The sequence below is a fragment of the Paraburkholderia dipogonis genome, from assembly GCF_042680985.1.
GTDB classification, from domain to species: domain Bacteria; phylum Pseudomonadota; class Gammaproteobacteria; order Burkholderiales; family Burkholderiaceae; genus Paraburkholderia; species Paraburkholderia phytofirmans.
Window position 1 is genome coordinate 109,495 of sequence record NZ_JBHUFR010000011.1, and the last position, 23,275, is coordinate 132,769.

Annotated in this window: 14 protein-coding genes and 3 pseudogenes; 3 read left to right on the top strand and 14 right to left on the bottom strand. The window is 59.2% G+C overall.

Annotated elements, in window-relative coordinates; genetic code table 11:
- Positions 1-53 precede the first annotated feature (53 nt).
- The 3 genes from cysD to cobA all read left to right on the top strand — a co-directional run bounded on the left by cysD (position 54) and on the right by cobA (position 3,179).
- Entirely contained in the window at positions 54-1,016 is a 963-nt protein-coding gene (gene cysD, locus ACFSNN_RS15970; RefSeq protein ID WP_134456897.1) for a sulfate adenylyltransferase subunit CysD, read from the top strand.
- A gap of 25 nt (positions 1,017-1,041) precedes the next feature.
- Positions 1,042-2,358, top strand: coding sequence for a sulfate adenylyltransferase subunit 1 (locus tag ACFSNN_RS15975; RefSeq protein WP_134456896.1), 1,317 nt, complete (start codon positions 1,042-1,044; stop codon positions 2,356-2,358).
- Between the two features lie 65 nt (positions 2,359-2,423).
- Positions 2,424-3,179 carry a uroporphyrinogen-III C-methyltransferase gene (gene cobA / locus ACFSNN_RS15980; protein WP_134456895.1) on the top strand — a complete coding sequence of 252 codons (756 nt, stop codon included), beginning with the start codon at positions 2,424-2,426 and terminating at the stop codon, positions 3,177-3,179.
- Positions 3,180-3,335: 156 nt separating this feature from the next.
- Here cobA and ACFSNN_RS15985 read toward each other — a convergent pair whose 3' ends face one another.
- The 14 genes and pseudogenes from ACFSNN_RS15985 to lptF form a co-directional block, all read right to left on the bottom strand.
- Positions 3,336-3,527 (bottom strand): PAAR domain-containing protein, encoded by a 192-nt coding sequence (locus ACFSNN_RS15985; protein WP_341868430.1) that lies wholly within the window; start codon positions 3,525-3,527, stop codon positions 3,336-3,338.
- 720 nt (positions 3,528-4,247) lie between these two features.
- Positions 4,248-5,285 (bottom strand): annotated as a pseudogene (locus tag ACFSNN_RS15990) (tetratricopeptide repeat protein); the annotation flags it as partial.
- A gap of 54 nt (positions 5,286-5,339) precedes the next feature.
- A complete protein-coding gene (locus ACFSNN_RS15995; RefSeq protein WP_244322769.1) occupies positions 5,340-6,992 on the bottom strand; it encodes an SEL1-like repeat protein in 1,653 nt (550 codons plus the stop codon).
- A 13-nt stretch (positions 6,993-7,005) separates the two neighbouring features.
- Positions 7,006-9,000 carry a phospholipase D-like domain-containing protein gene (locus ACFSNN_RS16000; protein WP_134456894.1) on the bottom strand — a complete coding sequence of 665 codons (1,995 nt, stop codon included), beginning with the start codon at positions 8,998-9,000 and terminating at the stop codon, positions 7,006-7,008.
- A 713-nt stretch (positions 9,001-9,713) separates the two neighbouring features.
- Positions 9,714-10,766 (bottom strand): annotated as a pseudogene (locus ACFSNN_RS16005) (tetratricopeptide repeat protein); the annotation flags it as partial.
- 129 nt (positions 10,767-10,895) lie between these two features.
- On the bottom strand, positions 10,896-11,129 hold the full coding sequence (locus ACFSNN_RS16010; RefSeq protein ID WP_134456893.1) for a hypothetical protein: 234 nt from the start codon (positions 11,127-11,129) through the stop codon (positions 10,896-10,898).
- 123 nt (positions 11,130-11,252) lie between these two features.
- On the bottom strand, positions 11,253-11,426 hold the full coding sequence (locus tag ACFSNN_RS16015) for a PAAR domain-containing protein (RefSeq protein WP_134456892.1): 174 nt from the start codon (positions 11,424-11,426) through the stop codon (positions 11,253-11,255).
- A gap of 631 nt (positions 11,427-12,057) precedes the next feature.
- Positions 12,058-13,116: pseudogene (locus tag ACFSNN_RS16020) on the bottom strand (SEL1-like repeat protein); the annotation flags it as partial.
- 11 nt (positions 13,117-13,127) lie between these two features.
- Complete coding sequence (locus ACFSNN_RS16025; RefSeq protein WP_134456891.1) at positions 13,128-15,053, bottom strand: phospholipase D-like domain-containing protein; 1,926 nt, start codon at positions 15,051-15,053, stop codon at positions 13,128-13,130.
- 48 nt (positions 15,054-15,101) lie between these two features.
- Positions 15,102-17,870, bottom strand: a complete 2,769-nt coding sequence (locus ACFSNN_RS16030) for a type VI secretion system Vgr family protein (protein WP_134456890.1) — start codon at positions 17,868-17,870, stop codon at positions 15,102-15,104.
- Positions 17,871-17,910: 40 nt separating this feature from the next.
- A complete protein-coding gene (gene tssF / locus ACFSNN_RS16035) occupies positions 17,911-19,797 on the bottom strand; it encodes a type VI secretion system baseplate subunit TssF (RefSeq protein WP_134456889.1) in 1,887 nt (628 codons plus the stop codon).
- A gap of 751 nt (positions 19,798-20,548) precedes the next feature.
- Positions 20,549-20,920 carry a sirohydrochlorin chelatase gene (locus ACFSNN_RS16040; RefSeq protein ID WP_134456888.1) on the bottom strand — a complete coding sequence of 124 codons (372 nt, stop codon included), beginning with the start codon at positions 20,918-20,920 and terminating at the stop codon, positions 20,549-20,551.
- 11 nt (positions 20,921-20,931) lie between these two features.
- Entirely contained in the window at positions 20,932-22,080 is a 1,149-nt protein-coding gene (gene lptG, locus ACFSNN_RS16045) for an LPS export ABC transporter permease LptG (protein WP_007175952.1), read from the bottom strand.
- Between the two features lie 3 nt (positions 22,081-22,083).
- Positions 22,084-23,181 (bottom strand): LPS export ABC transporter permease LptF, encoded by a 1,098-nt coding sequence (lptF, locus tag ACFSNN_RS16050; protein WP_106305955.1) that lies wholly within the window; start codon positions 23,179-23,181, stop codon positions 22,084-22,086.
- Positions 23,182-23,275: the final 94 nt, after the last annotated feature.

A 23,275-nucleotide genomic window follows, 5' to 3' on the forward strand; every position in this document is an offset into this window, starting at 1 on the left:
TACTTCCGCGACGCGAGCAGCCGCTTGCGACGCGAACCAACGAAGGACCAGATATGAGCACCACGCTCGATTCCACTGTGAACGCACCGCTCGCCAACACGGCAAACCGTATGGATCACCTCGACTGGCTCGAAGCCGAGTCGATTCACATCCTGCGCGAACTGGTCGCTGAATGCAGCAAGCCCGCGCTGCTGTTTTCGGGCGGCAAGGATTCGGTCGTGGTGCTGCACCTCGCGCTGAAGGCCTTCGGCATCGGCGCGAATCGCAAGACCGTGCTGCCGTTCCCGCTCGTGCATATCGACACCGGTCACAACTACGACGAAGTGATCGACTTCCGCGATCGTCGCGCGAAAGAGATCGGCGCTGAGCTCGTGGTGGGTCATGTGGAAGATTCGATCAAGCGCGGCACGGTGCGTCTGCGTCGTGAACTGGATTCGCGCAACGCAGCGCAAGCCGTGACGCTGCTCGAAACCATCGAAGAATATGGCTACACCGCGCTGATCGGCGGCGCGCGCCGCGACGAGGAAAAGGCCCGCGCGAAAGAACGGATTTTCTCGTTCCGCGACGAATTCGGCCAATGGGATCCGAAGGCACAGCGCCCGGAACTGTGGAGCCTGTATAACGCGCGTCTGCATAACGGCGAACATCTGCGCGTGTTCCCGATTTCGAACTGGACCGAACTCGACGTGTGGCAGTACATCGCTCGCGAACAGCTGGAACTGCCGTCGATCTACTACGCGCATCAACGTGAGATCGTGCGCCGCAATGGCCTGCTCGTGCCGGTTACGCCGCTTACGCCGATGCGTGAAGGCGAAGTCAGCGAAACGGCGCTGGTGCGCTTCCGTACCGTCGGCGACATTAGCTGCACGTGCCCGGTGGAAAGCGATGCGGACGATCTCGAGAAGATCATCGCCGAAACGGCCGTGACCGAAATCACGGAACGCGGCGCGACGCGGATGGACGATCAGGTCTCCGAAGCCGCGATGGAACAGCGTAAGAAGCAAGGTTATTTCTAAGCACACGAACGAGGGTAAAGTAATCATGAGCGGTATTCACCAACCAGAAGACCTCGGCGTGCTGCGTTTCATTACCGCGGGTAGCGTCGACGATGGCAAGAGCACGTTGATCGGCCGCCTGCTGTACGACAGCAAGGCTGTGCTTTCAGATCAGCTCTCGGCACTGTCGCGCGCGAAGAATAAGCGTACCGTCGGCGACGAAATCGATCTTTCGCTGCTGACGGACGGCCTTGAAGCCGAACGCGAGCAAGGCATCACGATCGACGTCGCGTACCGTTACTTCGCGACCGCGAAGCGCAAGTTCATCATCGCCGATACGCCGGGCCACGAGCAGTACACGCGCAACATGGTGACGGGCGCGTCGACCGCGCACGCGGCGATCATTCTCGTCGACGCGACGCGTGTGACGTTTGTGGATGGCGTGGCGCAATTGCTGCCGCAAACCAAGCGTCATAGCGCGATCGTCAAGCTGCTCGGTTTGCAGCACGCGATTGTCGCGATCAACAAGATGGATCTGGTCGATTACAGCGAACAGCGCTTCAACGAGATTCGCGACGCGTATGTCGAACTCGCGCGTCAATTGGGTTTGAGCGATGTGCGTTTCGTGCCGGTGTCGGCGCTCAAGGGCGATAACATCGTGACGGCCAGCGAAAGCATGCCGTGGTACGCGGGCGAACCGCTGCTGGACCTGCTCGAAGCGTTGCCGGTCGACGTGCCGACGGGTCAGGCGCTGCGTTTCCCGGTACAGTGGGTGGCGCGTCAGGATGGCAGCCAGGCCGACGATTTCCGCGGCTACATGGGCCGTATCGAAGCGGGTGAAGTGAAGCTAGGCGATACGATCGTCGTGCTGCCCGCTAACCGTGAAGCAACGGTTGCCGAGATCATTGCGCCGGTGCCTGGCGGCACGGCTGCGGTGGACCGCGCGTTCGCGGGTCAAACGGTGACGATCCGTCTTGCGGAAGATGTGGACGTGTCGCGGGGCGACACTTTCGTGCTGCGTGAAGCTGCACCGGAGCCGGCGAAGAAGCTGGAAGCCGACTTGTGCTGGTTCGACGACACGCCGCTGTCGACGCAACGCAAGTATCTGTTGAAGCAGACCACCAATACGGTGTTCGCGCGCATCGGTGCGATCAAGGAAGTGCTCGACGTGCATACGCTGTCGCAGGCGACCGATCGCAAGGAGCTGGCGATGAACGACATCGGCCGCGTGGCGTTGACGTTGCAGAAACCGCTGGTGTGCGATGTGTATGACTCGCACCAGGGTACGGGTGCGTTTGTGCTGATCGATGAGGCGACGCATCACACCGTTGCGGCTGGGATGATTCGGGCGTTTTCTGCGTAAGCGGGCGAGGGCGCACGGCGACGCAGTACTGCGTGGCTCGCGCCCCAACCAACAGGTTGATTCAAATGGGTAAGGTTTATCTGATAGGCGCGGGGCCCGGCGCTGCGGACCTGATTACGGTACGCGGCGCGCGCCTGCTCGGCACCGCCGACGTAGTATTGCACGACGCGCTGGTCGAACCGGCCATGCTCGATTACGCGCCTGCGCATGCGCGGCGGATTGCGGTGGGTAAGCGCTGCGGGCAATTGTCGACAGCCCAGCAGTTCATCAACAAGCAGATCGTCGACGCCGCTTTGGAGCACGACGTGGTGGTACGCCTGAAAGGCGGCGACCCGATGTTGTTCGGCCGCGCCGACGAAGAAATGCGGGCGCTGGAAGCGGCCGGTATCGACTATGAAGTGGTGCCTGGAATCACCGCTGCGCTGGCGAGCGCGTCGTCGTTGAAGCGCTCGTTGACGCTGCGGGGTGTATCGCGCAGTGTCGCGCTGGCCACGTTCAGCCGTGCGCAGGGTTCCGATGAGATTCGTGAGCAGGTGAATGCGGACTCGCTCGTGTTTTACATGGGCCGCGATAGCGGCGTCGAGATCGCGCAGCAGTTGATCGATGCCGGCAAGCCTGTTGCCACGCCGGTGGCGATTGTCGAAGCTTGCAGCACCGCGCGCGAGCGCATGCTGACGCTCACACTCGAAGAACTCGCAGCCGGCGACGCGCAGCGCTGGGTCGATGCATCGCAGCCGAGCCTGCTGATGATTGGGCAGGCTTTTGCTGCGCGGCAGGTCGAGGTGGTTCGCTCCGCGGATGGGTTGTTGGTCGCGGCTTGAGGTTTTTGGTTGTTGCTGTGTATGTTGTTTGTTGTGCGCTTTGGGATGTTCGCCTTTCTTTTGGGCACGTGAGAGCGCACGCGACCATCTCCCGCCGCGTGCCCGCGCGATTGCCTGTGTCTTCGACATCGTCAGCATGCGCCACGCCGCCCGCGCTCAGGGCGCCGACAGGGTATGACACGCACTGATGAGAGCACATCCGCATGCTGCGTGATGTCCATCGAGCGCAACGGGCTTGTCGTCGACCATCAAGGATTCGTCACCTTCGACGATCGGATTGACGCCATGCTCCGGGCACGCCACCAGGTCACCCTTGCGCGCGATCGCCTTGCCGTCAACGACGTCCACCTGTGATCCTGTGATCCTGTGATCACCTTTCCACCGTGGGTCGTGGTGTCGCCCACTACGATTACCTGTCTCGCCATTGCGTTTTCCTCTTCTCTAGCGGTTCGATCACAGTGCGATATTCGTCACGCCGGGGACCGCGCCGTCAACGTTCGGACTACCGAGGTAGGTCCACAGCACATTATGGCGATCAATTTCCAGGGCGCGCTCACGTGGATCGGGGAAAGGCTGTCCTTGATCAACAAACGCCTGCTGGGTCCACGTGTTATAGAGAAACGCCTGCGGATGCGCACCGGCAACGCGGCCTTCCCAGATGCCCTGCTGCGGGCATCGCTGGTGTCCGGCGCATTGACGTATTGGCGTACTGGCGGAAATCTCCCGCAGCCAGCCCGCGCGGACCATATGCGCGAGGATCATTTCGCGCGATGGTGGAAGCTGACGGGCTTCGCCCAGGTAATGCCATTGCATGATCTCGTGCGACAGGCTGGTCGTCGTCGCGGATTCGAACCGCTCGCCAGCCTGGTAGTGTTCCGGCCGTCCGCTACGGGCCGGTGTGAACTGCGCTCTGGGCGTTCTCGGGGTACCGAACAGCGCCAGCCAGTAGCCGGTTTCGGGTACCCGCTGGTCGCCGTGAACCATGTAGGGGCTCTCGGCAAGCGGCATTAAGCCATGACCCTCCGGCATCTGTTCGCGGCCCTGCAGCGCTGCATGGGATTTGGATATGGGCTTTGCAGGCGGTGCGATGGCCTTGGCGGCATCGATCAGCGTCTGCTTGTTGCCGTCCCACTTTGGCAGCGGTGCGGGCGGCAGTGGCAATACCTTGTCAAGGTTAGGTAGCTTGAGGCGGCCTTGGTAATGCTCCAGCGCATTGCCAATCTGGCTATAGCGCTCGGCGCGGGCTTTGTCGATGCGGTCGATCAAGTTGGTGCCACTTGCCAGTCCCAACCCGTCGAACTCGCTAAATAGAGAGTTCGCACATTCGGCACTGCCGAGCTTGACGCCTTCGTGTAAAACCCCAATTGCACGGAGTTTAGCTTCGGAAGTTTTCGGACGTGCGTAGATCAGGCCCAACTTATCCGCTGCGTCCCCATACCCTTGCGCCAACGCGCACTCCAACATTCGAGTGCCGATAGGCAGGTTGCCCCAGAATTCGCCCTCCGGATCGTCATAAGCACCAGCTATCTTGTAGCCGAGGAAGGTCATTGCCGACGGACTGCCCATGTCCGCCGCGCGCTGGAAAAACGCATAGGCGCTGGTTGCATCGCCGCCCCTGATCGTGCCGTTCTGGTGGTAGGTGCCCATCATGTCGTAGGCATCCGGCACGCCGAGCTGCATCGCCTTCTCGACCCAGCGAATCGCAACCTCCGGATCGTGTTCCGGCACCGCGTAATCCGACAGAATCAGCGAGGCGAGATTGAGCATAGCCTTCCAGTGATAGCGCTGCGCGGCCTGCTGGTAGAGCTGGTAAATCTTCGGATAGTCGCGATCTTTGTAATAGATGTCGGGGTTGTCCAGTGCCAGCGCCTGCTGGAACCACAGTTCCGCCTGCGGATCAACAGGCGGCACGTGCTGGTCCTGATAGACGCACGTGAAGGTCGTTCTATGAGGGTTAAACAGCGGCACTTTGGTGTAGCGCGGCAGATCGGACATGGCGGTAGTGAGCTTGCTGGTCAAGGATGCCAATAGTCCGGCCTGAGCACCGGTGGCGAGCAGAAACAGGGCGATGAAAACAATGGGGCGGAGGATGGTTGTGCACCTCATGGATGTCTCGTTCAAGCTAGCGCAGTGCTGTCAGATTTTTCTCCCGCAGTTCGATCACAATGTGATATTCGTCACGCCCGGCACTGCGCCTTCACCGTTCGGACTACCGAGGTAGGTCCACAGCACATCATGGCGATCGACGTCGAGAGACCTGTCGCGCGGATCGGGGAACGACTGTCCTTGATCAACAAACGCCTGCTGGGTCCACGTGTTATAGAGGAATGCCAGCGGATGCGCACCGGCAACACGGCCTTCCCAGATGCCCTGCTGCGGGCATCGCTGGTATCCGGCGCATTGACGTATTGGCGTACTGGCGGAAATCTCCCGCAGCCAGCCCGCGCGGACCATATGCGCAAGGAACATTTCGCGCGACGGTGGAAGCTGACGGGCTTCGCCCAGGTAATGCCATTGCATCGTCTCGTGCGACAGGCTGGTCATCGTCGCGGGTTCGAACCGCTCGCCAGCCTGGTAGTGTTCCGGCCGTCCGCTACGGGCCGGTGTGAACTGCGCTCTGGGCGTTCTCGGGGTACGGAACAACGCCAGCCAGTAGCCGCTTTCGGGTACCCGCTGGTCGCCGTGAACCATGTAGGGGCTTTCGGCAAGCGACATTACGCCATGACCCTCCGGCATCTGTTCGCGGCCCTGCAGCGCTGCATGGGATTCGGATTTGGGCTTTGCAGGCGGAATGACGGCCTTGGCGGCATCGATCAGCGTCTGCTTGTTGCCGTCCCACTTCGGCAGCGGTGCGGGCGGCAGTGGCAATACCTTGTCAAGGTTAGGTAGCTTGAGGCGGCCTTGGTAATGTTCCAGTGCATTGCCGAGCTGGCTATAGCGCTCGGCGCGGGCTTTGTCAGCTTGATCTACAAGGCTAGTGCCATCATTAAGATATGTGCCTCGAAATTCGACTGCTAGCTTGCTCGCACATTCTGCACAGCCAAGCTTAATTCCCTCTTGCAGAACTGTTCGCGCCCGGGTTTTTTCTGCGACTGAATATTCGCCGGCGTACAGAAAACCCAGCCTATAGGCTGCGAGGCCATAGCTTTGCGCGAAGGCACACTCCAGCATCTGAGTGCCAATTGTCCGGTTACCCCAGAATTCTCCATTTGGATCATCGTAAGTACCGGCGATCTTGTAGCCAAGAAACGTCTGCGCCGATGGACTGCCCATTTCCGCTGCGCGCTGGAAAAATGCATAGGCGCTGGTTGCATCACCGCCCCTGATCGTGCCGTTTTGGTGGTACGTGCCCATCATGTCGTACGCGTCGGGTACACCCAGTTGCATCGCCTTTTCCACCCAGCGAACCGCGACCTCTGGATCGTGCTCCGGCACGGCGTAATCCGACAGGACCAGCGAGGCAATATTGAGCATAGCCTTCCAGTGGTTGCGATGGGCGGCCTGCTGGTAGAGCTGGTAAATCTTCGGATAGTCGCGATCCTTATAGTAGATATCCGGATTGTCCAGCGCCAGCGCCTGCTGGAACCGCAATTCAGCTTGCGGATCAACACGCGGCACATGCTGGTCCTGATAGACGCAGGTAAAATTCGTGCGATGCGGATTGAAAAGTGGGAGCTTTTCGTAGCGTGGCAGATCAGACATGGCGGCAGTCAGTTTGTTGGCTATTAAATTGGTCGGTACTGCTTGCACGTCGACGGCAATCAGATGGAAGCCGGCGAAGAGAATAATGGTCAGGCGGTTCATGACATCCATGATCCTTTTCCCTTCAAACCGTAGCAGTGTCGATGGCTGACGGAACCGTCACCGAAGCATGCATGGTCGAAGTAGCACGGTGGTCTTCGAATGGCAGCAGGAAACCTTGCATAACCTTCTTGTCCATCACTGATTTTGCGTTCTTGTTCATTAAATCTGTCCACGTTTCAAATACATCCGGTGTCTTGTTCCGCTCTCCCGAACCGCTCACTCTTCCATTTGAATGCAGTTCAAAAACCCGCTCGCGCAGGCCCGCGGCCCAGACCTGTCCGGTCGCCGCAATGTTGATCTCACTGTCCACCGACATGCTCCGCTGGTTCAGATTCGCGCTGCCGAGCGTCACGAACACATCGTCGATCAGCATCAGCTTCGAGTGGATATAGATCTCGCGATAAGCCATCTGCTTACCGATGACTCCGCTAGTGCGCAGCCGGGCGACGCTCACGTTCAGACCCAGCGTGTCCTGCAACTGCTTCAGGCTCGGACGGTCCAGCACCTTGTTGCCTTTCTTGCCCTTGTGCGCATCCGTGTAATCCTGGTCGAGCTTGCCTTTGTCGACGTGTGTTGCCTGTTCCGGCATTGACGTGCTTGAACCCAGTTCGGTCAGCATGTCGAATGTACGCGGCACCATGCCGTCGTCTTCGGGGTGTGGAATCACGATAAACAGATGCAGCACCGGCACATCCGTCATGGGTTTGTCCGGCAGTCTGGCCCAGGCATCGCAGAACTTTCCGCGTTCTCTTTTCAGGTGACGGGCAAACTCCGGGTAGAAAAAATACTGGTTCTCGATGTAGATATAGTTGCGGGCAAAGCTGGTTGCCTGGAAGTAGAGCTCCTTGATGCTCTTGTCCAGTTCGTGCGGCTGAGTGCGTACGATCTGCACCCCGTGCGCGGGATTCTTTGGCAAGACAGGAACCTTGGGCGGCAATTCCGTCAGTTCTCTCGTTTGCAGCGCGGCAGGAGCGAACAGGTTCCAACCTCGCTCGAAATTCTCGTGCAGTCGTTTCAGCGCTGGTCCGACGACGCGACAGGCGTAATCTTGATATGGCTTGGTGTGCCGGTAGGCCGCCTTTCCAAGGGGTCCTTTCGGATCCTGCGTAGCCCGTTCATGGGTGAGTTCTACATCGGCGTTACCGCCTGACCACGTTTCGCGCAGTGGATCGTCGATCTCGTGTGCTGTCCGGTCCCAGAAATCCGTCACGGAATTGAGTCCCATGACGTAACCCACCGCCTTGCTGCCACTGTCGTGTGCATAGTCGATCAGGACCGGTTTCTGGTGGTGGGTCGGATAATTTTCGAGCAGGCCGGTTTCATCGACCGGGTTGCCCGATTCGTAGGCAGGCTGATCCTCCTCTTTCGGGGCCGTTGCCAGCATCGCCTTGACATCGCCGGCAGCTATGCCGCGCAGAACAACCTGAAGGCGCGGATTCGAGCCTGCACCGCTTCGGCCACCAGGCAGGTGGCGCGCCCACCATTCAGCGCAGTACTTATGGCGTTCGGGATTGTCATACGGCGGCGATTGCCTGACGTGATTCGCAATGGCACTCCAACTTTGGTTCACGTCGCTGTAACCTGGCATGTTGTTTTGCTTGGCCGAGCCTCGCGCGTCGTACCAGATCAGTAGTCGCACCGTTACCGGATTGTCCGTTCGTGTCGTGACGGCCTCCAGCAGGCGGCCGTACCTCATGCCACGTGGCCAGCCATTACCTTCTTTGATTTCATTGCCAAGGTCTGGGTCGAATCTCCGGCACATTGGGCCACGCGTCAACTCCATGCCCGGATCGAAACCCCAGCAGACAATATCGACGGTGGATCTTGCATCCCAGATGTCCTTCGCAATCTCCGCAAAACCTTCCTCGCCGCAGACCATGAAATGCAGCCTGTTTCCGTATGTGATGGGCATTTCCTTGCGGTTCTCGAGAAGCCATTGCACCGATCCGTTTGCCTTGCGACCCGCTTCATCGATTGCCACATCGATGGGGTTCTGCGTCTTGAGATGGTTAGTCATGTGGTTATCCTTATCGATCAGTCGTACCGTAGCCTGAGCAGATCGTCAGGCCACCCTTGCGCGCGATCGCCTTCATTGCTTTCTTCTCTTCTCCAGCGGTTCGATCACAGGGCGATATTCGTCACGCCCGGCACCGCGCCGTCAACGTTCGGACTACCGAGGTAGGTCCACAGCACATCATGGCGATCAATTTCCAGAGTCCGCTCACGCGGATCGGGGAAGGGCTGTCCTTGATCAACAAACGCCTGCTGGGTCCACGTGTTATAGAGAAACGCCTGCGGATGCGCACCGGCAACGCGGCCTTCCCAGATGCCCTGCTGCGGGCATCGCTGGTGTCCGGCGCATTGACGTATTGGCGTACTGGCGGAAATCTCCCGCAGCCAGCCCGCGCGGACCATGTGCGCGAGGATCGTTTCGCGTGACGGTGGAAGCTGATGGGCTTCGCCGAGGTAATGCCATTGCATTGTCTCGTGCGACAGGCTGGTCATCGTCGCGGGTTCGAACCGCTCGCCGGCCTGGTAGTGTTCCGGCCGTCCGCTACGGGCCGGTGTGAACTGCGCCTTGAGTGTTCTTGGGGCACCGAACAGCGCCAGCCAGTAGCCGGTTTCGGGTACCCGCTGGTCGCCGTGAACCGTGTAGGTGCTTTCGGCAAGCGGCATTAAGCTATGACCCTCCGGCATCTGTTCGCGGCCCTGCAGCGCTGCATGGGATTCGGATTTGGGCTTTGCAGGCGGAACGACGGTCTTGGCGGCATCGATCAGCGTCTGCTTGTTGCCGTCCCACTTTGGCAGCGGTGCGGGAGGTAGCGGTAATACCTTGTCCAAATTAGCCAGTTTGAGGCGGCTGTCATAATGTTCGAGTGCATCGCCTAATAACTTGTAACGCTGTGCTCTAGCCCGGTCGACGAACCCGACAAGATTTTTTCCGCTTGATAGATTAAAGCCGTCGAATTCAACCGACAGGTTCTTGGCACACTTTGCGCTGCCTAGTTTGACCCCCTCATGAAAAGTCTTCAGCGCTCGCGCGTTCGCTTCCGGGGAAAAGCCACTTGACTGCAAATACCCAAGCTCATAGGCGGCGTCCGCATACCCTTGCGCCAGCGCACATTGCAGCATCTCGATTGCGATAGATCTGTTACCCCAAAATTCACCCTCCGGATCGTCATAGGTGCCACCTAGCTTGTCACCGAGGAAAGTCATTGCTGAAGGACTGCCCATGTCCGCTGCGCGCTGGAAGAAAGCGTAAGCAGTGGTGGCATCTCCGCCCCGAATCAGCCCATTCTGATGATAGGTTCCCATGCGGTCCCATGCATCCGGCACGCCGAGTTGCATCGCTTTCTCCACCCAGCGTATGGCTAGTTCCGGATCGTGAACCGGCACCGCGTAGTCGCTCAGAATCAACGAGGCGAGATTAAGCATGGCCTTCCAGTTGTTTCGCTCCGCAGCATTTGTGTAAAGCTGATAGACCCTCGTCCAGTCGATATCCTCGAACCAGATGTCCGGGTTATCGAGCGCCAGTGCCTGCTGGAACCACAATTCGGCCTGGGGGTCGACGGGAGGCAAGTGCTGGTCCTGATAGACGCATGCGAAGGTCTTTCTATGCGGGTTAAACAGCGGCAGTTTGGTGTAGCGCGGCAGATCGGACATATTCGCAACGAATCGGTTGGTGACGGGCGTCATAAGGCCGCCCCATGCGGAAGCGGCAAACAGGCAAGGGGCGACGAGAGCAATCAGGAATAGCTTCAGGTGTCTGGCAATACGCTTCATGTGCGCGCCGCTCAGACCGTGACGTCGGCAGGGACAGTAGCGGAGGCAACCATGGTGGCGGTTGAGCGGTGGTCTTCGAATTTCAGCAGAAAGCCCTGCATGCTCTTGCTTTCCTTCCGTGCCTGCGCGTTATCTTGCATAAGTTTTTTTCCACTTATCGAACTCGTCAGAAACCCTCTCCGGATCACCTGTGCCGTGAATACTCTTGTCGGAGTGCAGTTCAAAAATCTTCTGCCGCAGTTTGCCTACCATCTCCTGGCCAGACGCGGCGATGTTGATCTCGCTGTCCACGGCCATACTGCGCTGGTTGATGTTTGCACTACCGACAGTCACAAACAAAAGCCGATGTACCAGACTGGTCATTCTTCACGACCACCCGGCCGAACTCGTCGGTCGCGCCTTCCGTAATCTCTTGTAAAGCTCATATGGTTCGTATGCGTAGTAGTGCGCTTCATCCGGTAATGCGCGTAGCGCAAAATGCAGGTCCTACTGCATATCCTGCGAATCAGGCAGCTTCAGTTTGACGCCATGCTCGAGGCACGCCACCAGGTCACCCGTGCGCGCGATCGCCTTGCCGTCAATGACGTCCACCTGTGATCCTGTGATCACCTTTCCACCGTGGGTCGTGGTGTCGCCCATTACGATTACCTGTCTTGCCATTGCGTTTTCCTCTTCCCTAGCGGTTCGATCACAGTGCGATATTCGTCACGCCGGGGACCGCGCCGTCAACGTTCGGACTACCGAGATAGGTCCACAGCACATCATGGCGATCGACGTCGAGAGACCTGTCGCGTGGATCGGGGAAATTCTGTCCGGGCTGGACAAACGCCTGCTGGGTCCACGTGTTATAGAGGAACGCCTGGGGATGCGCACCGGCAACGCGGCCTTCCCAGATGCCCCGCTGCGGGCATCGCTGGTGTCCGGCGCATTGACGTATTGGCGTACTGGCGGATATTTCCCGAAGCCAGCCAGCACTGACCATATGCGCGAGGATCATTTCACGAGATGGTGGAAGCTGACGGGCTTCGCCCAGGTAATGCCATTGCATGATCTCGTGCGACAGGCTGGTCGTCGTCACGGGTTCGAACCGCTCGCCGGCCTGGTAGTGTTCCGGCCGTCCGCTACGGGCCGGTGTGAACTGCGCCCTGGGCGTTCCCGTGGCAGCGAACAGCGCCAGCCAGTAGCCGGTTTCGGGTACCCGCTGGTCGCCGTGAACCATGTAGGGGCTTTCGGCAAGCGGTATTACGCCATGCCCCTCCGGCATCTGCTCGCGGCCCTGCAGCGCTGCATGTGATGCGGATGTGGGCTTTGCAGGCGGAATGACGGTCTTGGCGGCATCGATCAGCGTCTGCTTGTTGCCGTCCCACTTCGGCAGCGGTGCGGGCGGCAGTGGCAATACCTTGTCCAAATTGGGCAGCTTGAGGCGGCCGTCATAGTGTTCAAGCGCATTCCCAAAAACTGCATAACGCTCCGCGCGCTGTATATCCACCTTTCCGGAGAGATTTCGCCCCGTCGATAGATTGAATCCTCGGAACTCTGAATCAAGCGCCTTTGCGCAGTTCGCACTACCTAGCTTGACTCCTTCGTGGAGAACTTTGAGTGCACGAAGCTTCGCTTCGTAGGTTTCCGGCCGCGAATAGATAAAGCCAAGCTTTTCGGCTGCATTCCCGTATCCTTGTGTCAAGGCGCACTCAAGCATGCGTGTTCCGACGTCCGAATTACCCCAGAATTCGCCATCTGGATCATCATATGTACCCGCCATTTTGTATCCGAGATAAGTCAGCGCCGACGGACTGCCCATGTCCGCGGCACGCTGGAAGAAAGCGTAAGCGGTGGTGGCATCTCCACCCCGAATCAGCCCATTCTGATGATAGGTTCCCATGCGGTCCCATGCATCCGGCACGCCGAGTTGCATCGCTTTCTCCACCCAGCGTATGGCTAGTTCCGGATCGTGAACCGGCACCGCGTAGTCGCTCAGAATCAACGAGGCGAGATTAAGCATGGCCTTCCAGTTGTTTCGCTCCGCAGCATTTGTGTAAAGCTGATAGACCCTCGTCCAGTCGATATCCTCGAACCAGATGTCCGGGTTATCGAGCGCCAGTGCCTGCTGGAACCACAATTCGGCCTGGGGGTCGACGGGAGGCAGGTGCTGGTCCTGATAGACGCATGCGAAGGTCTTTCTATGCGGGTTAAACAGCGGCAGTTTGGTGTAGCGCGGCAGATCGGACATATTCGCAACGAATCGGTTGGTGACGGGCGTCACAAGGCCGCCCCATGCGGAAGCGGCAAACAGGCAAGGGGCGACGAGAGCAATCAGGAATAGCTTCAGGTGTCTGGCAATACGCTTCATATGCGCGCCGCTCAGACCGTGACGTCGGCAGGAACAGTAGCGGAGGCAACCATGGTGGCGGTTGAGCGGTGGTCTTCGAATTTCAGCAGAAAGCCCTGCATAGCTTGATGCCTCATTCTCAGCTCGCCGTTATCCTGCATTCGTCTATTCCAGTCCTGGAACACAGCGGGAACCCTCTCCGGATCACCTGTGCCGTGAATACTTTTGTCGGAGTGCAGTTCAAAAATCTTTTGCCGCAGTTTGCCTACCATCTCCTGGCCAGACGCGGCGATGTTGATCTCGCTGTCCACGGCCATACTGCGCTGGTTGATGTTTGCACTACCGACAGTCACAAACACGTCGTCAATCAGCATCAGCTTCGAGTGGATGTAAATTTCGCGGTATGCCATCCTGCGCGCGGCGTCGAGACCGCTTGTGCGTAACCGCGCAATGCTCACTTCCAGTCCGTATGTGCGTTCCAGTTGCTGAACACTGATCCGGTCCAGAACCTTATGCTGCTGGGGCACCGTCACGGCTCCGCCCATTCCGTCGTCTAACGTGACATCGTAGGACGCAGTCTTCGCGTCTGGATAGTTCTGGCTGAGCGAGCCATTCTTGACAAGACCGCCCTGTGCCTCCATCGCGTTACTGTGTCCGAGTTCGCTCAACATGTCGTGAGTACGTGGCACCATGCCGTCCTGCTCCGGGTGCGGGATGACGATGAACAGATGCAACTTTGGGATGTCCGAGAGAGGCTTGCCGTACTTGCTGCACCACCATCGACAGTATTGGAGGCGGGCGTCCTTCAGATTGCGTGCCAGTTCTGGATAGAAGAAGTACTGGTTCTCGATATAGATATAGTTACGCGCCCAGGTCGTTGCCTGCATATAGAGCGCCTTGATTGTCTTTTCTCTTTCACGCGCCTGTGTGCGTACTATCTGGACGATCTGGTTGGGGTCCGTTGGGAGAGTGAAGATTTTCGGCGGCAACGGCTGCTCTACGATTTTCCATGCGGACGGCGCGTCCTCGTTCCACGCCGCCACAAAATTCTGGTGCAGCCGCTCCAGCGCGGGACCAACCACACGACAGGCATAATCCTGGTATGGTTTGGCGTGTTTGTACGACGCGGCGCTGGCCTTGTTCTCAGTCGCTGCTTCGTGCCCGATCTCCTTCTGGACGCTGCCGCTTGACCAGGATTCTCGGAACGGATCGTCGATTTCGTGAGCAGTGCGGTCCCAGAAATCGGTTACGGAATTCAGTCCCATGACGTAGCCGACTGCCTTACTCCCACCGTCGTAAGCGTAGTCAATCAGGATGGGCTTTTGATGGTGCGTGCCGAATCCATCCAGCAGTGCCAGCTCGCTCGCCGACGGCTGATCCTTCTCGCCCTGCAACCCGTGATTGGCATCCAGGAGACTGACATCACGCAAGACGATCTGCAAGTTCGTCGTTCTGCTGGGGTGTCCGTTGGCCATATAGCCGAGATTTCGGAACCACCATCCTCGACAGTAATCTTGACGCGACTGTTCCGGATAGGGCGAAGTGAATGGACCTATCTGAGCGGTGTCGGTGTAGCCAGGCATGTTGTTCTGCACCGCCGATGCGACTGAATTGAACCAGATCAACAGCCGCACCTTGACGCCCTGGTCTGCAAGCTGTTCGAGCAAAGAGCCATATGTATGGCCGCGTGGCCACTTGTCGTTTCTCGTGCGCTCCAGTTCCATGCCAGGATCGAAACCCCAGCAGATGATGTCCGCGGATTCTTTCGCATCGTTAAGATCTTTCGCGATGGACCTGAAGCCTTCCTCGCCACAAATCTTGAAGTCCAACTGGTTGCCGTAGTACTTCTTTACCCTTGGGTCCGTCTCCAGGAAGAACTGTGCCGAACTCTGGGCCTTTCGTCCCTGCTCATCGATGGCCACCGTTGCCACATTCTGCGTATCGAGGTGATCTGCCATGTCGTTATTCCTTGTTCAGATAGTCAGATTGGCTGGACTGGGACGGACCTACGCGAGGCGCTCGCCGCGGTTCGAACGCTGATCGGCATGCGCGGGATCGGCATGAAGCGCATCCTTGACCTTCAGCTCGAACTGCCCACCGTTGCTCAGCTTCACGCGATAAGCCGATGTACCAGGCTGGTGATTCTTCACGACCACCCGGCCGGACTCGTCGGTCGCGCCTTCCGCAATCTTCGCGTCGCCCTTGTACAGCTCGTATGGTTCGTATGCGTAGTGGTGCGCTTCATCCGGCAATGCGCGCAGCGCAAAGTGCAGGTCCTGCTGCATATCCTGCGATTCAGGCAGCTTCGGTTTGCCGACGTTGTCCGGTCCGGTAAAGACCCGGCCCGCCGAATGCACTTCAAACTGACCGGATGTACCGCTGCGGATCTGGCCTGCTGTCCAGCGCGTATAGCTTCCGCCACCGCCAATTTCCACTTCCTGCTCGGCGCTGATGCGAATCGTGGTAGCCGACACTGTCACGTTGAGTTTCGCGAGCAGGTTGATACTGTCCTTCAGCGCCTTGAGATCGATGTCGCCCGATATCGCCACCAGCCGCCAGCCGCATTCCTGCACCACGGTGCGGATGCCGTTCGCCACGCTGACCAGCAGCCTCCGGCCCACGGACAGCGCCGTATGGCCGCCCGAAGTCATCGCCACATGTTCGCCGGCGGCCAGATGCATCGAGCACGGCGTATTGCCGGCCAGCCCGGCTTCGCCGTTGAGCACGAGGTGCGCCTTGGACAGTTCGGGGAAATGACTCTTCTGCGGATCAGCCTTGCCGCTGCCGCGAATGTCGTCATGCTGTGTCCGCAGGGCGCTGGCCACAGCGTCCTGATCGCCGCGCTCCTGCGCCTGCTGGGCGCGCGCGAGCGTGGCGAAGGCATCATGCTGGTCACGCGCGGTTGCCAGTTGACCAGCCGTCTCGGCCATATCCTTCATGGGCGCAGACGCACCACTGCGAGGCGCCGTCGTGATCAGCATGCCCTGATTGGCGCGCAGCACGCCATGTGCGTCAGTGCCCAACTCGAACCCTTCGCCGCGCGCCTTGTCCCGTCCCGCGTGTCCGTCGATGCGCGTGTTGTAGCCGAGCACCAGCCGCGACTGCGCGTGGTCGCTCGCCACCTGAACCTGAAGTTTCCCGGGCGTATCGTCGGTGACCACGCTATTAGCGGACTGACCTTTGAGATCCTGGCTCCGCCAGCCCGACAGCGCATCGTTCTTCGGCAGTTGCCACGGCGCCTGATGGAATTCCGTCGTATGTTCGGAGATGATGTATGGCCGGTCAGGATCGCTGTCGTAATAGCCCACCAGCACATGATGGCCGACGCGCGGCAGCCACATCGCGCCGTGCTCGACGCCGTGCCACGGCGATGCCACGCGCAGCCAGCAGCTCGCGTTTTCATCTTTCTCGCCGATACGGTCCCAGATGAAGTGCGCCTTCACGCGTCCGTATTCGTCGCAATAGACGGGCTCATCACCGTATCCGGTGATGAGCGCCGTTTCCGCATAGGCACGCGGCCTTTTCGCCTTCTGCGGCGCGCGATAAAACGTGTTGGCGGGCACTGCGGAAAACTTGGTCGTGCAACTGTATTGCAGCTCGATCTCGCCGCTCTGCGTAACCGTATCGTTGTTGACGAGCTCGATATCAGTGGATACGACGAGGTATTCACCATCGCCCGGTTTAAGCGGATAACCTTCGAGCGCGAACGTATGCCCCGTCATCAGCCCACGCAGATTGCCTTTGCCCTTCGCGCGCAAGCTCTTCGCGCGATGCGCTTCGACTTTGACGCGCGCCAGGTGCTCGCCTTCGAACTGCGGGTCACCGCGCAGCCCGGACGTGCCCATCGGCCCTTCGAACGGCTGCGAATAGTCGCCCCACGCGTACTCCTCGGCGTTGTCGAAGGCGCGTTTGCTGTAGTCCTGCTGGCTGACGGCCAGATTGCCCAGCGACTGCGTATAGTCGTAGTCGGTCAGCGCGACCTTGCCCGTCGTGATCTGCCGTGCGACGTGGAATTCGTGAACATGCTCTTCATCGATGCGCTGCCCGTTGCGGTCCACATAGCGCAGCGTCTGATACGCCGAGCCATGCTTCTTGTACGCACCGGGCGAGTCGCACAGCACCAGCGTGCTGCCGGTGAAGAAGAATGTGATACCCCATTCTTGCCACAGACGATTCAGGAATGCGAAGTCGGATTCCCACCACTGCCGCTGGTACTCACGCTTTGGATAGGGACGGCGCTGCATGCCCGGACCGGCCAGACGCAGTTCGTACGGAAATGGATAGCGCTGAAGGGTGTCTTCTGTGATCTGAATGACGGAGCGCTCCTGCCAGAGCCTGCTGTCGCGGTTCAATGTGGCGAGCCAGAGCCAGGGACGAATCCTGAGGCGGTAATGCGCGCGCCGGTCATCTGCGCCAATGCACTTTGCCGCCACGATCAGCCCCGTGAGCTTGCGGATATCCGCGCCGATATTGGCCGTCCCCGTCGCACGTGTCGCTCCCGCCATCCAGGTTCCGTTTCCTTCAATGGCAATATGAATCGTCACTTCCTTGCCGATCAGTGCATCCACGTCCACCAGCGCCTGCGCCTCGCTGGCCGTCAGCGTTGCGTCGTCGACCGTACTGAGTTCGACCTCATAGTCATACAGGTGTCCGAGTTTTTCTTTGCCGCGCAGGCGCGAAACAGCAAACAGCGGTTCGCCGCTCCATTGCGGCAACGCCTTGCCGGTAATCTCCAGCGTGCGCGGTTGTTTGAGCCACGAGTTGATCCATGACATTCGCCTGCTCTCCCTGACTGCGTTGAATACCCGACTCGGTTCAGGCCGTGCCGCGCGTACCCATGCGCGGTGGCCAGTGTGCGATCGGTCCGCGCTGCGTGGAGCGCAGCACGGTCGTTGTAAACGAGTGCGTCGATACGTGCCGCGCGACGTAACGTTCAAGCACAAGGCCCAGCGTGTAGGGACTCACGCCGCCGAATCCGCTTTCGTCAAAGGTGAATTCGCACTCGATGCCGCGTCCGAACTCAATCGGGCTGTTACCGGGCAACATTCTGTTGACGGGCGTAGCCTGCGCACGCACGAGGCTCTCGATCTGCCGCCCCAGCATCGCCGCATCCGGCATCACGAACAGACGCAGACGACGACGCACACCTTCGCCCGGATGGGCTTCGTCGTAGTGGTCGTCAAACATCCGGTAGTCGAGCTTCAACTGGGCCATCAGCTGCCAGGCCCGATCGCCGAAAGCTAGTGGCGGCTGCGGCGTGGTGGGCGCACGCACCAGGCCGATGCGATCAGCCGGAATCGACCTGTCCAGGAACAGGTCATTGCTGCCGTCGCACGTCAGCGCGCAGGGCAGGTCGCGGTTGGTCAGCCACGCCTGCAACGACAGATAGCGGATGCCTTCCGTATTCGGTTGCTCGTCGTGGTCGACCAGCGAAATGAATGTGCGTGTCTCGGTAAAGGAGCGGCGTGTACCGTAGAGACGGTCGTCTATCTCACTCCGGTTCAATTCGCGGCGGATCGTGAAGTAACGCGAATTGCGGCCAGCGTATCGGTCTACTGGCATATGCAGCGGATCGAAACGGAATGTCTCCGATTCTTCGGAGACCTGTCCCCATGCCGTCTCCACCGAGTGCACATCGTAGTCATGTGGCGCGGACGGCACGGGCACGAGCTGATGCGATTGCACCGCGGGAGCCAGGTCGAGCCGTCCGGTCCGGCGGGGAAACAGGTTGATGACAGGGGTACAGAACAGTGCGAAATGCGCGGCGTCGACGGCCTCCGCAAGCTTGTCCACGGGCCGCTCCAGCAGGATCACGATCTCGGCCTCGCTGCCGTCGATGCCGGCGAGCCCCTTGCTGAGGCCGGTCAGCGTGAAGAACCAGAAGCGCGCCGGGCAGGCGAAATACTCCTGCAGCAGGTTGTGACCGTGAAACCTGTCGGGCACAGCAGGCAGCAGGCTCTGTTGTGGTTCGAGCGCGTCATGGACGACTGCCTTGCGCGTGACGGCATGCAGCGATCCGGTTGCGAACTGACCGGGAACGCCGGCGACGCTCGCCACGACGGCGGCGTGAACCAGCTCGAACAGGTGCGAAGCGTTCGCTTCGTCGCCACAGAGATACACGGGCAACCGGTCCAGCCCGTCGAGACTCGCGATGGGCGCGCCGTTCGTGGTACGCAGCCGCAGGCGCAAAGCCCCTTGCACGGCTCGACCGGCTGGAACAAAACGGTCCAGTGCGGGGATGTCCGGCGGAATCCCGGTCAGGCGCGCCTGCACGATTTCCAGCGGGTACAGCGCGACATCCTGGCTGCTGCGGAACTCACAGGCTGTGCACTCCCCATCAGGAACGCGCGAGGTGAAGATCGTGCCGCGCGGCACGACTGTTCCGTTTGCAGCATGCTTGCCTCGCGCGCGCGGGAGGAGGCGGGCGACGGCCATCGAGGGCGTCGGACAGGTGTAGTTCGCGTAGACGGTTTGCAGCAGCGGCAGGATGAACCCGGGAAAGGCATCGTCCAGACGCATCTGCATACGCGCGGTGACGAAGGCCGAGGACTGAAGCAGGCGTTCGACGTAGGGGTCGCCGATTTCGCCTGCGTGCAGGTTCAGACGCCGTGCAATCTTTGGATGCTGTTCAGCAAACTCCAGCGCGAGTTCGTGCATGTAGAGCAACTCATGGCTGTAATAGTCCAGCAGGCGTGGGTCCATCCGGTCAGTTTTCGAAAGGTCGATCGAACATGATATTTAGCGGACGATTTGTGCGATTCATGTGAGGAAGATGACTGCTTTCATCTCCTCGATTCATAGGGAATCCTGAAAAACATCATGAAAGTGTTACTACAGAAGAATGAGTAGACCGTAATTCGTTGTGACGCGCTATCAGATGCCGCGGAAAGCTCTGTGAGATTTTTCTGGTAACGTTAAATTTCAACTTCAAATAAAACAGCCCACTCGCGGCGGGCTGAAAGCGGTCTTATCCCAGAGAATGACTCCAGGCAGGGCGGAAAATATTGGGGCTCTCTGTCATCAGCGGTGGCGAGCGGCGTGTCCAGATAAGGACACATGACCGAGACGGTGAAAGTGCGACCGAGGCAAAAAGACTCAAGCTTCGTCGCTTGGGAGGCCGCACGTCGGCAAGCAGGCCAGCCGTCCTGACCGGGTGTACGCGCTGGGCGCACTCAAGCCCGTCCTCGGTGGGTGCCTTCCGCGTGTCCGGCGCTGCCTGGACAACCGCGCCACGGTTCTCGCGGTGATTGACAAGACTCGCTGCCGCACACAGCGGTCATGTTCCTTTTTCGACCACCCGGAAAAAGCCAAGCCCCATGTCCATCTCGCGTACAAGTTCGCTTGATGGAATGGGGCTTAAGTTGTGAGCGTTGCCCTGCACAGGGACAGCGCTAATAGACGACTAATAAAGCAAGGAAAGGCCAACGGTCCAGGCGCTAAGCCAAAACCGCAATCAAACTTGCCGCAGACAATATTCCGCGACGGCATCGAGAACCGCTTCATCCTCACCAACAGCAACAGCGCATTTAATGAGAACAGAAGGATGCAACGCCTGGCACTGTTCGATCACCAGAGGCAGATCTTTCCTGACATGCCCCCCTTGCCCAAAAAACACCGGCACGACGGTGACCACTTCACAGCCTTGAGCAACAAGCTCACCTACGGCTGTAGGCAAATCCGGCTCCATCAACTCAAGAAACGCCAGCGCCACAGGCACGGAGGCCGGAGAAGCGTCCCGCAACTTAACAGCCAGGCGCTCAAAAGGCTCGCGCCACCGCACATCCCTGGCGCCATGGCCAAACAGAACGATACCGTGCATCGCCATGAAAACCGCTCCTAATGCCGATCAACCCACTTCAACCCAACTAACCCGAGCACCAGATAAACCAACCCAGGCGTAGCCGCAGTCAAAGGAGCAGGCCAGGTATTCAACGTGCCGATATGCGAGAACAGCGTATTGAACAACTGAAAACTCATCCCCAGCATAATCCCGCCGAAAACCTTCATCCCGACGACACCCGCCCGCGTATGCAAATACGCAAACGGCAACGACAACACCAGCATCACAAACACAGCAAACGGATAAAGCAGCTTGCGCCACAACGCAATTTCATACCGCTGCGTATCCTGATGATTCTCGGTCAAATGCTGGATATACCGGAACAGATTGAACATCGACATCCGGTCCGGCGACACCAGCAACACCGACAGAATCTGCGGCGTCAATTCCGAGCGCAGCGAATACTCCGGCACCGCGACTTCCTTCGCGCGATACACGGGATTCAGCGCATCCGCGGGCGTGCCAGGAGGAGGCGGCACATCGATCAATTGCGTATCGGTCACACCGGTCAACTGCCAATGCCCCGGCGGCTGATACTTGCCGCTCTTCGCGGTCCGCACATTCGAGAGCCGAAACTTCGAATCGAATTCGTAAATACGCACATTGCTGATGGTCGCGTCGGGCTTCAATTCGCCGACGTTCACGAAGCGCGTCACCTGCTCGCCATCCGCGCGCGCCGTGAGCGTATCTTTCACCCACACGCCAGACTCGAAATTACTCGACACCGAAGACCCCAGCGCCTCGAGCCGCACGCGCTCCGACAACTGATCCGTATAAGGCCCAACCACTTCGCCGATCAGATACGTCAGCAAAACAAGCGGAATACCAATCTTCAACAACGAACGTAGCGCCTGATTCGTAGCAAGCCCGGATACGCGGAAAATCGTGTACTCCGAGTTCGCGGCCATTTGCGCGAACACATAAATCGCGCTGATCAACGCCGCGACCGGAATGATTTCGTAGAAGCGCGACGGCGTTTGCAACGCAACCCGCAATACCGCGTACTGGAATTTGTAGTTGCCGTGGCCAACCGAATTCAATTCGTTGATCAGGTCGAAGAAGAAAAACAGACCCGAAAAAGCAAACAGAATAAAGATGAACGTGAGATAGATCTGACGCGCGAAGTACCTTTCATAGATGCGCATCGATCAGGCTCCCTGCGAACGGCTGAACATTGCCCGCGTGAAGAGCGGCCGGTTGCGCACGCGCAGCCAGAAAATGAACGCGACGATCGCCGCGACGATCACGTGCAGACCCACCAGCCCGACCGGGAACGACATCTTGCCCTGCTCGATCCACGACTGCACCACGTTCAACAGATTCGAATACGTCAGGTAGATGAGCACCGCCATCACGAGATTGATGGTGCGGCTGCGCCGCGGATTCTGGTGCGCGAGCGGAATGGCCAGCAGCATCAGATTGATCGCGATGAGCGGTAGTCCCGCACGCCACGCGAATTCGGCGAGATTGTCGTTGGTCGGATTGCGCAGCAGCGTCAGGGTGGGCGTGCCGGTAGTACTGGGCGTATTGACGACCGGCTGGCTCTGGATCTTCACGCCGTAGCGTTCGAACTCCATGATGCGGAAATCGGGTTGGCCCGGCTGGCCGTCGTAACGGCGGCCGTTTTCCAGCACCACGAAGCGATCGCCGTTCTTACGCGTTTCCGTATGGCCGGTCTTCGACACGACCACGTTGACCTTGCCGTTTTCCGTGCTGGTCACGAACACGTTTTCAACACGCGCCTGGTCGGGCGACATCTTCTCGATGAAGAACACGCGGTGGCTCGTGGCCGATTCGCGGAATTGCCCCGGCGCGAGCAGCGAGACCTCGTCGCGCTGCTGGAAGCGCGCGCGGATCAGCTTGCTTTGCTGGTTCGACCACGGCCAGCCGACGAACACGAAGAACATGATGAGGATGATGATCGGCGTGGCAAAAATGCCGATCGGCTTGATGAATTGGGTCAGACTGACACCCGAGGAGAGCCACACGACCATCTCGGAGTCTTTGTACCAACGGGTCAGGACGAACAGGATCGACACGAACAGGGTCGCGACGAGCATGATCGCCAGGTAGCCGATCACGGTCAGGCCGATCAGGACCAGCACGTCGCGCGGGTCGATCTCGCCCGAGGCTGCGAAGCCGACGATGCGGATCATCATCGTCGTCAGCACGAGCGTGAGGAGAACCATGAACACGGCACCAGCCGTGTACGCGAGTTCGCGCTGGAGGGAGCGTTCGAAGATCATTATTGATGATGAGAGGGGGCGCTCTCAGTGGCGCACGGGTTGCTTCCCGTCACACCTCCGGTGCAGCCGCCGCGGGAAAAATAGCGGATAATTG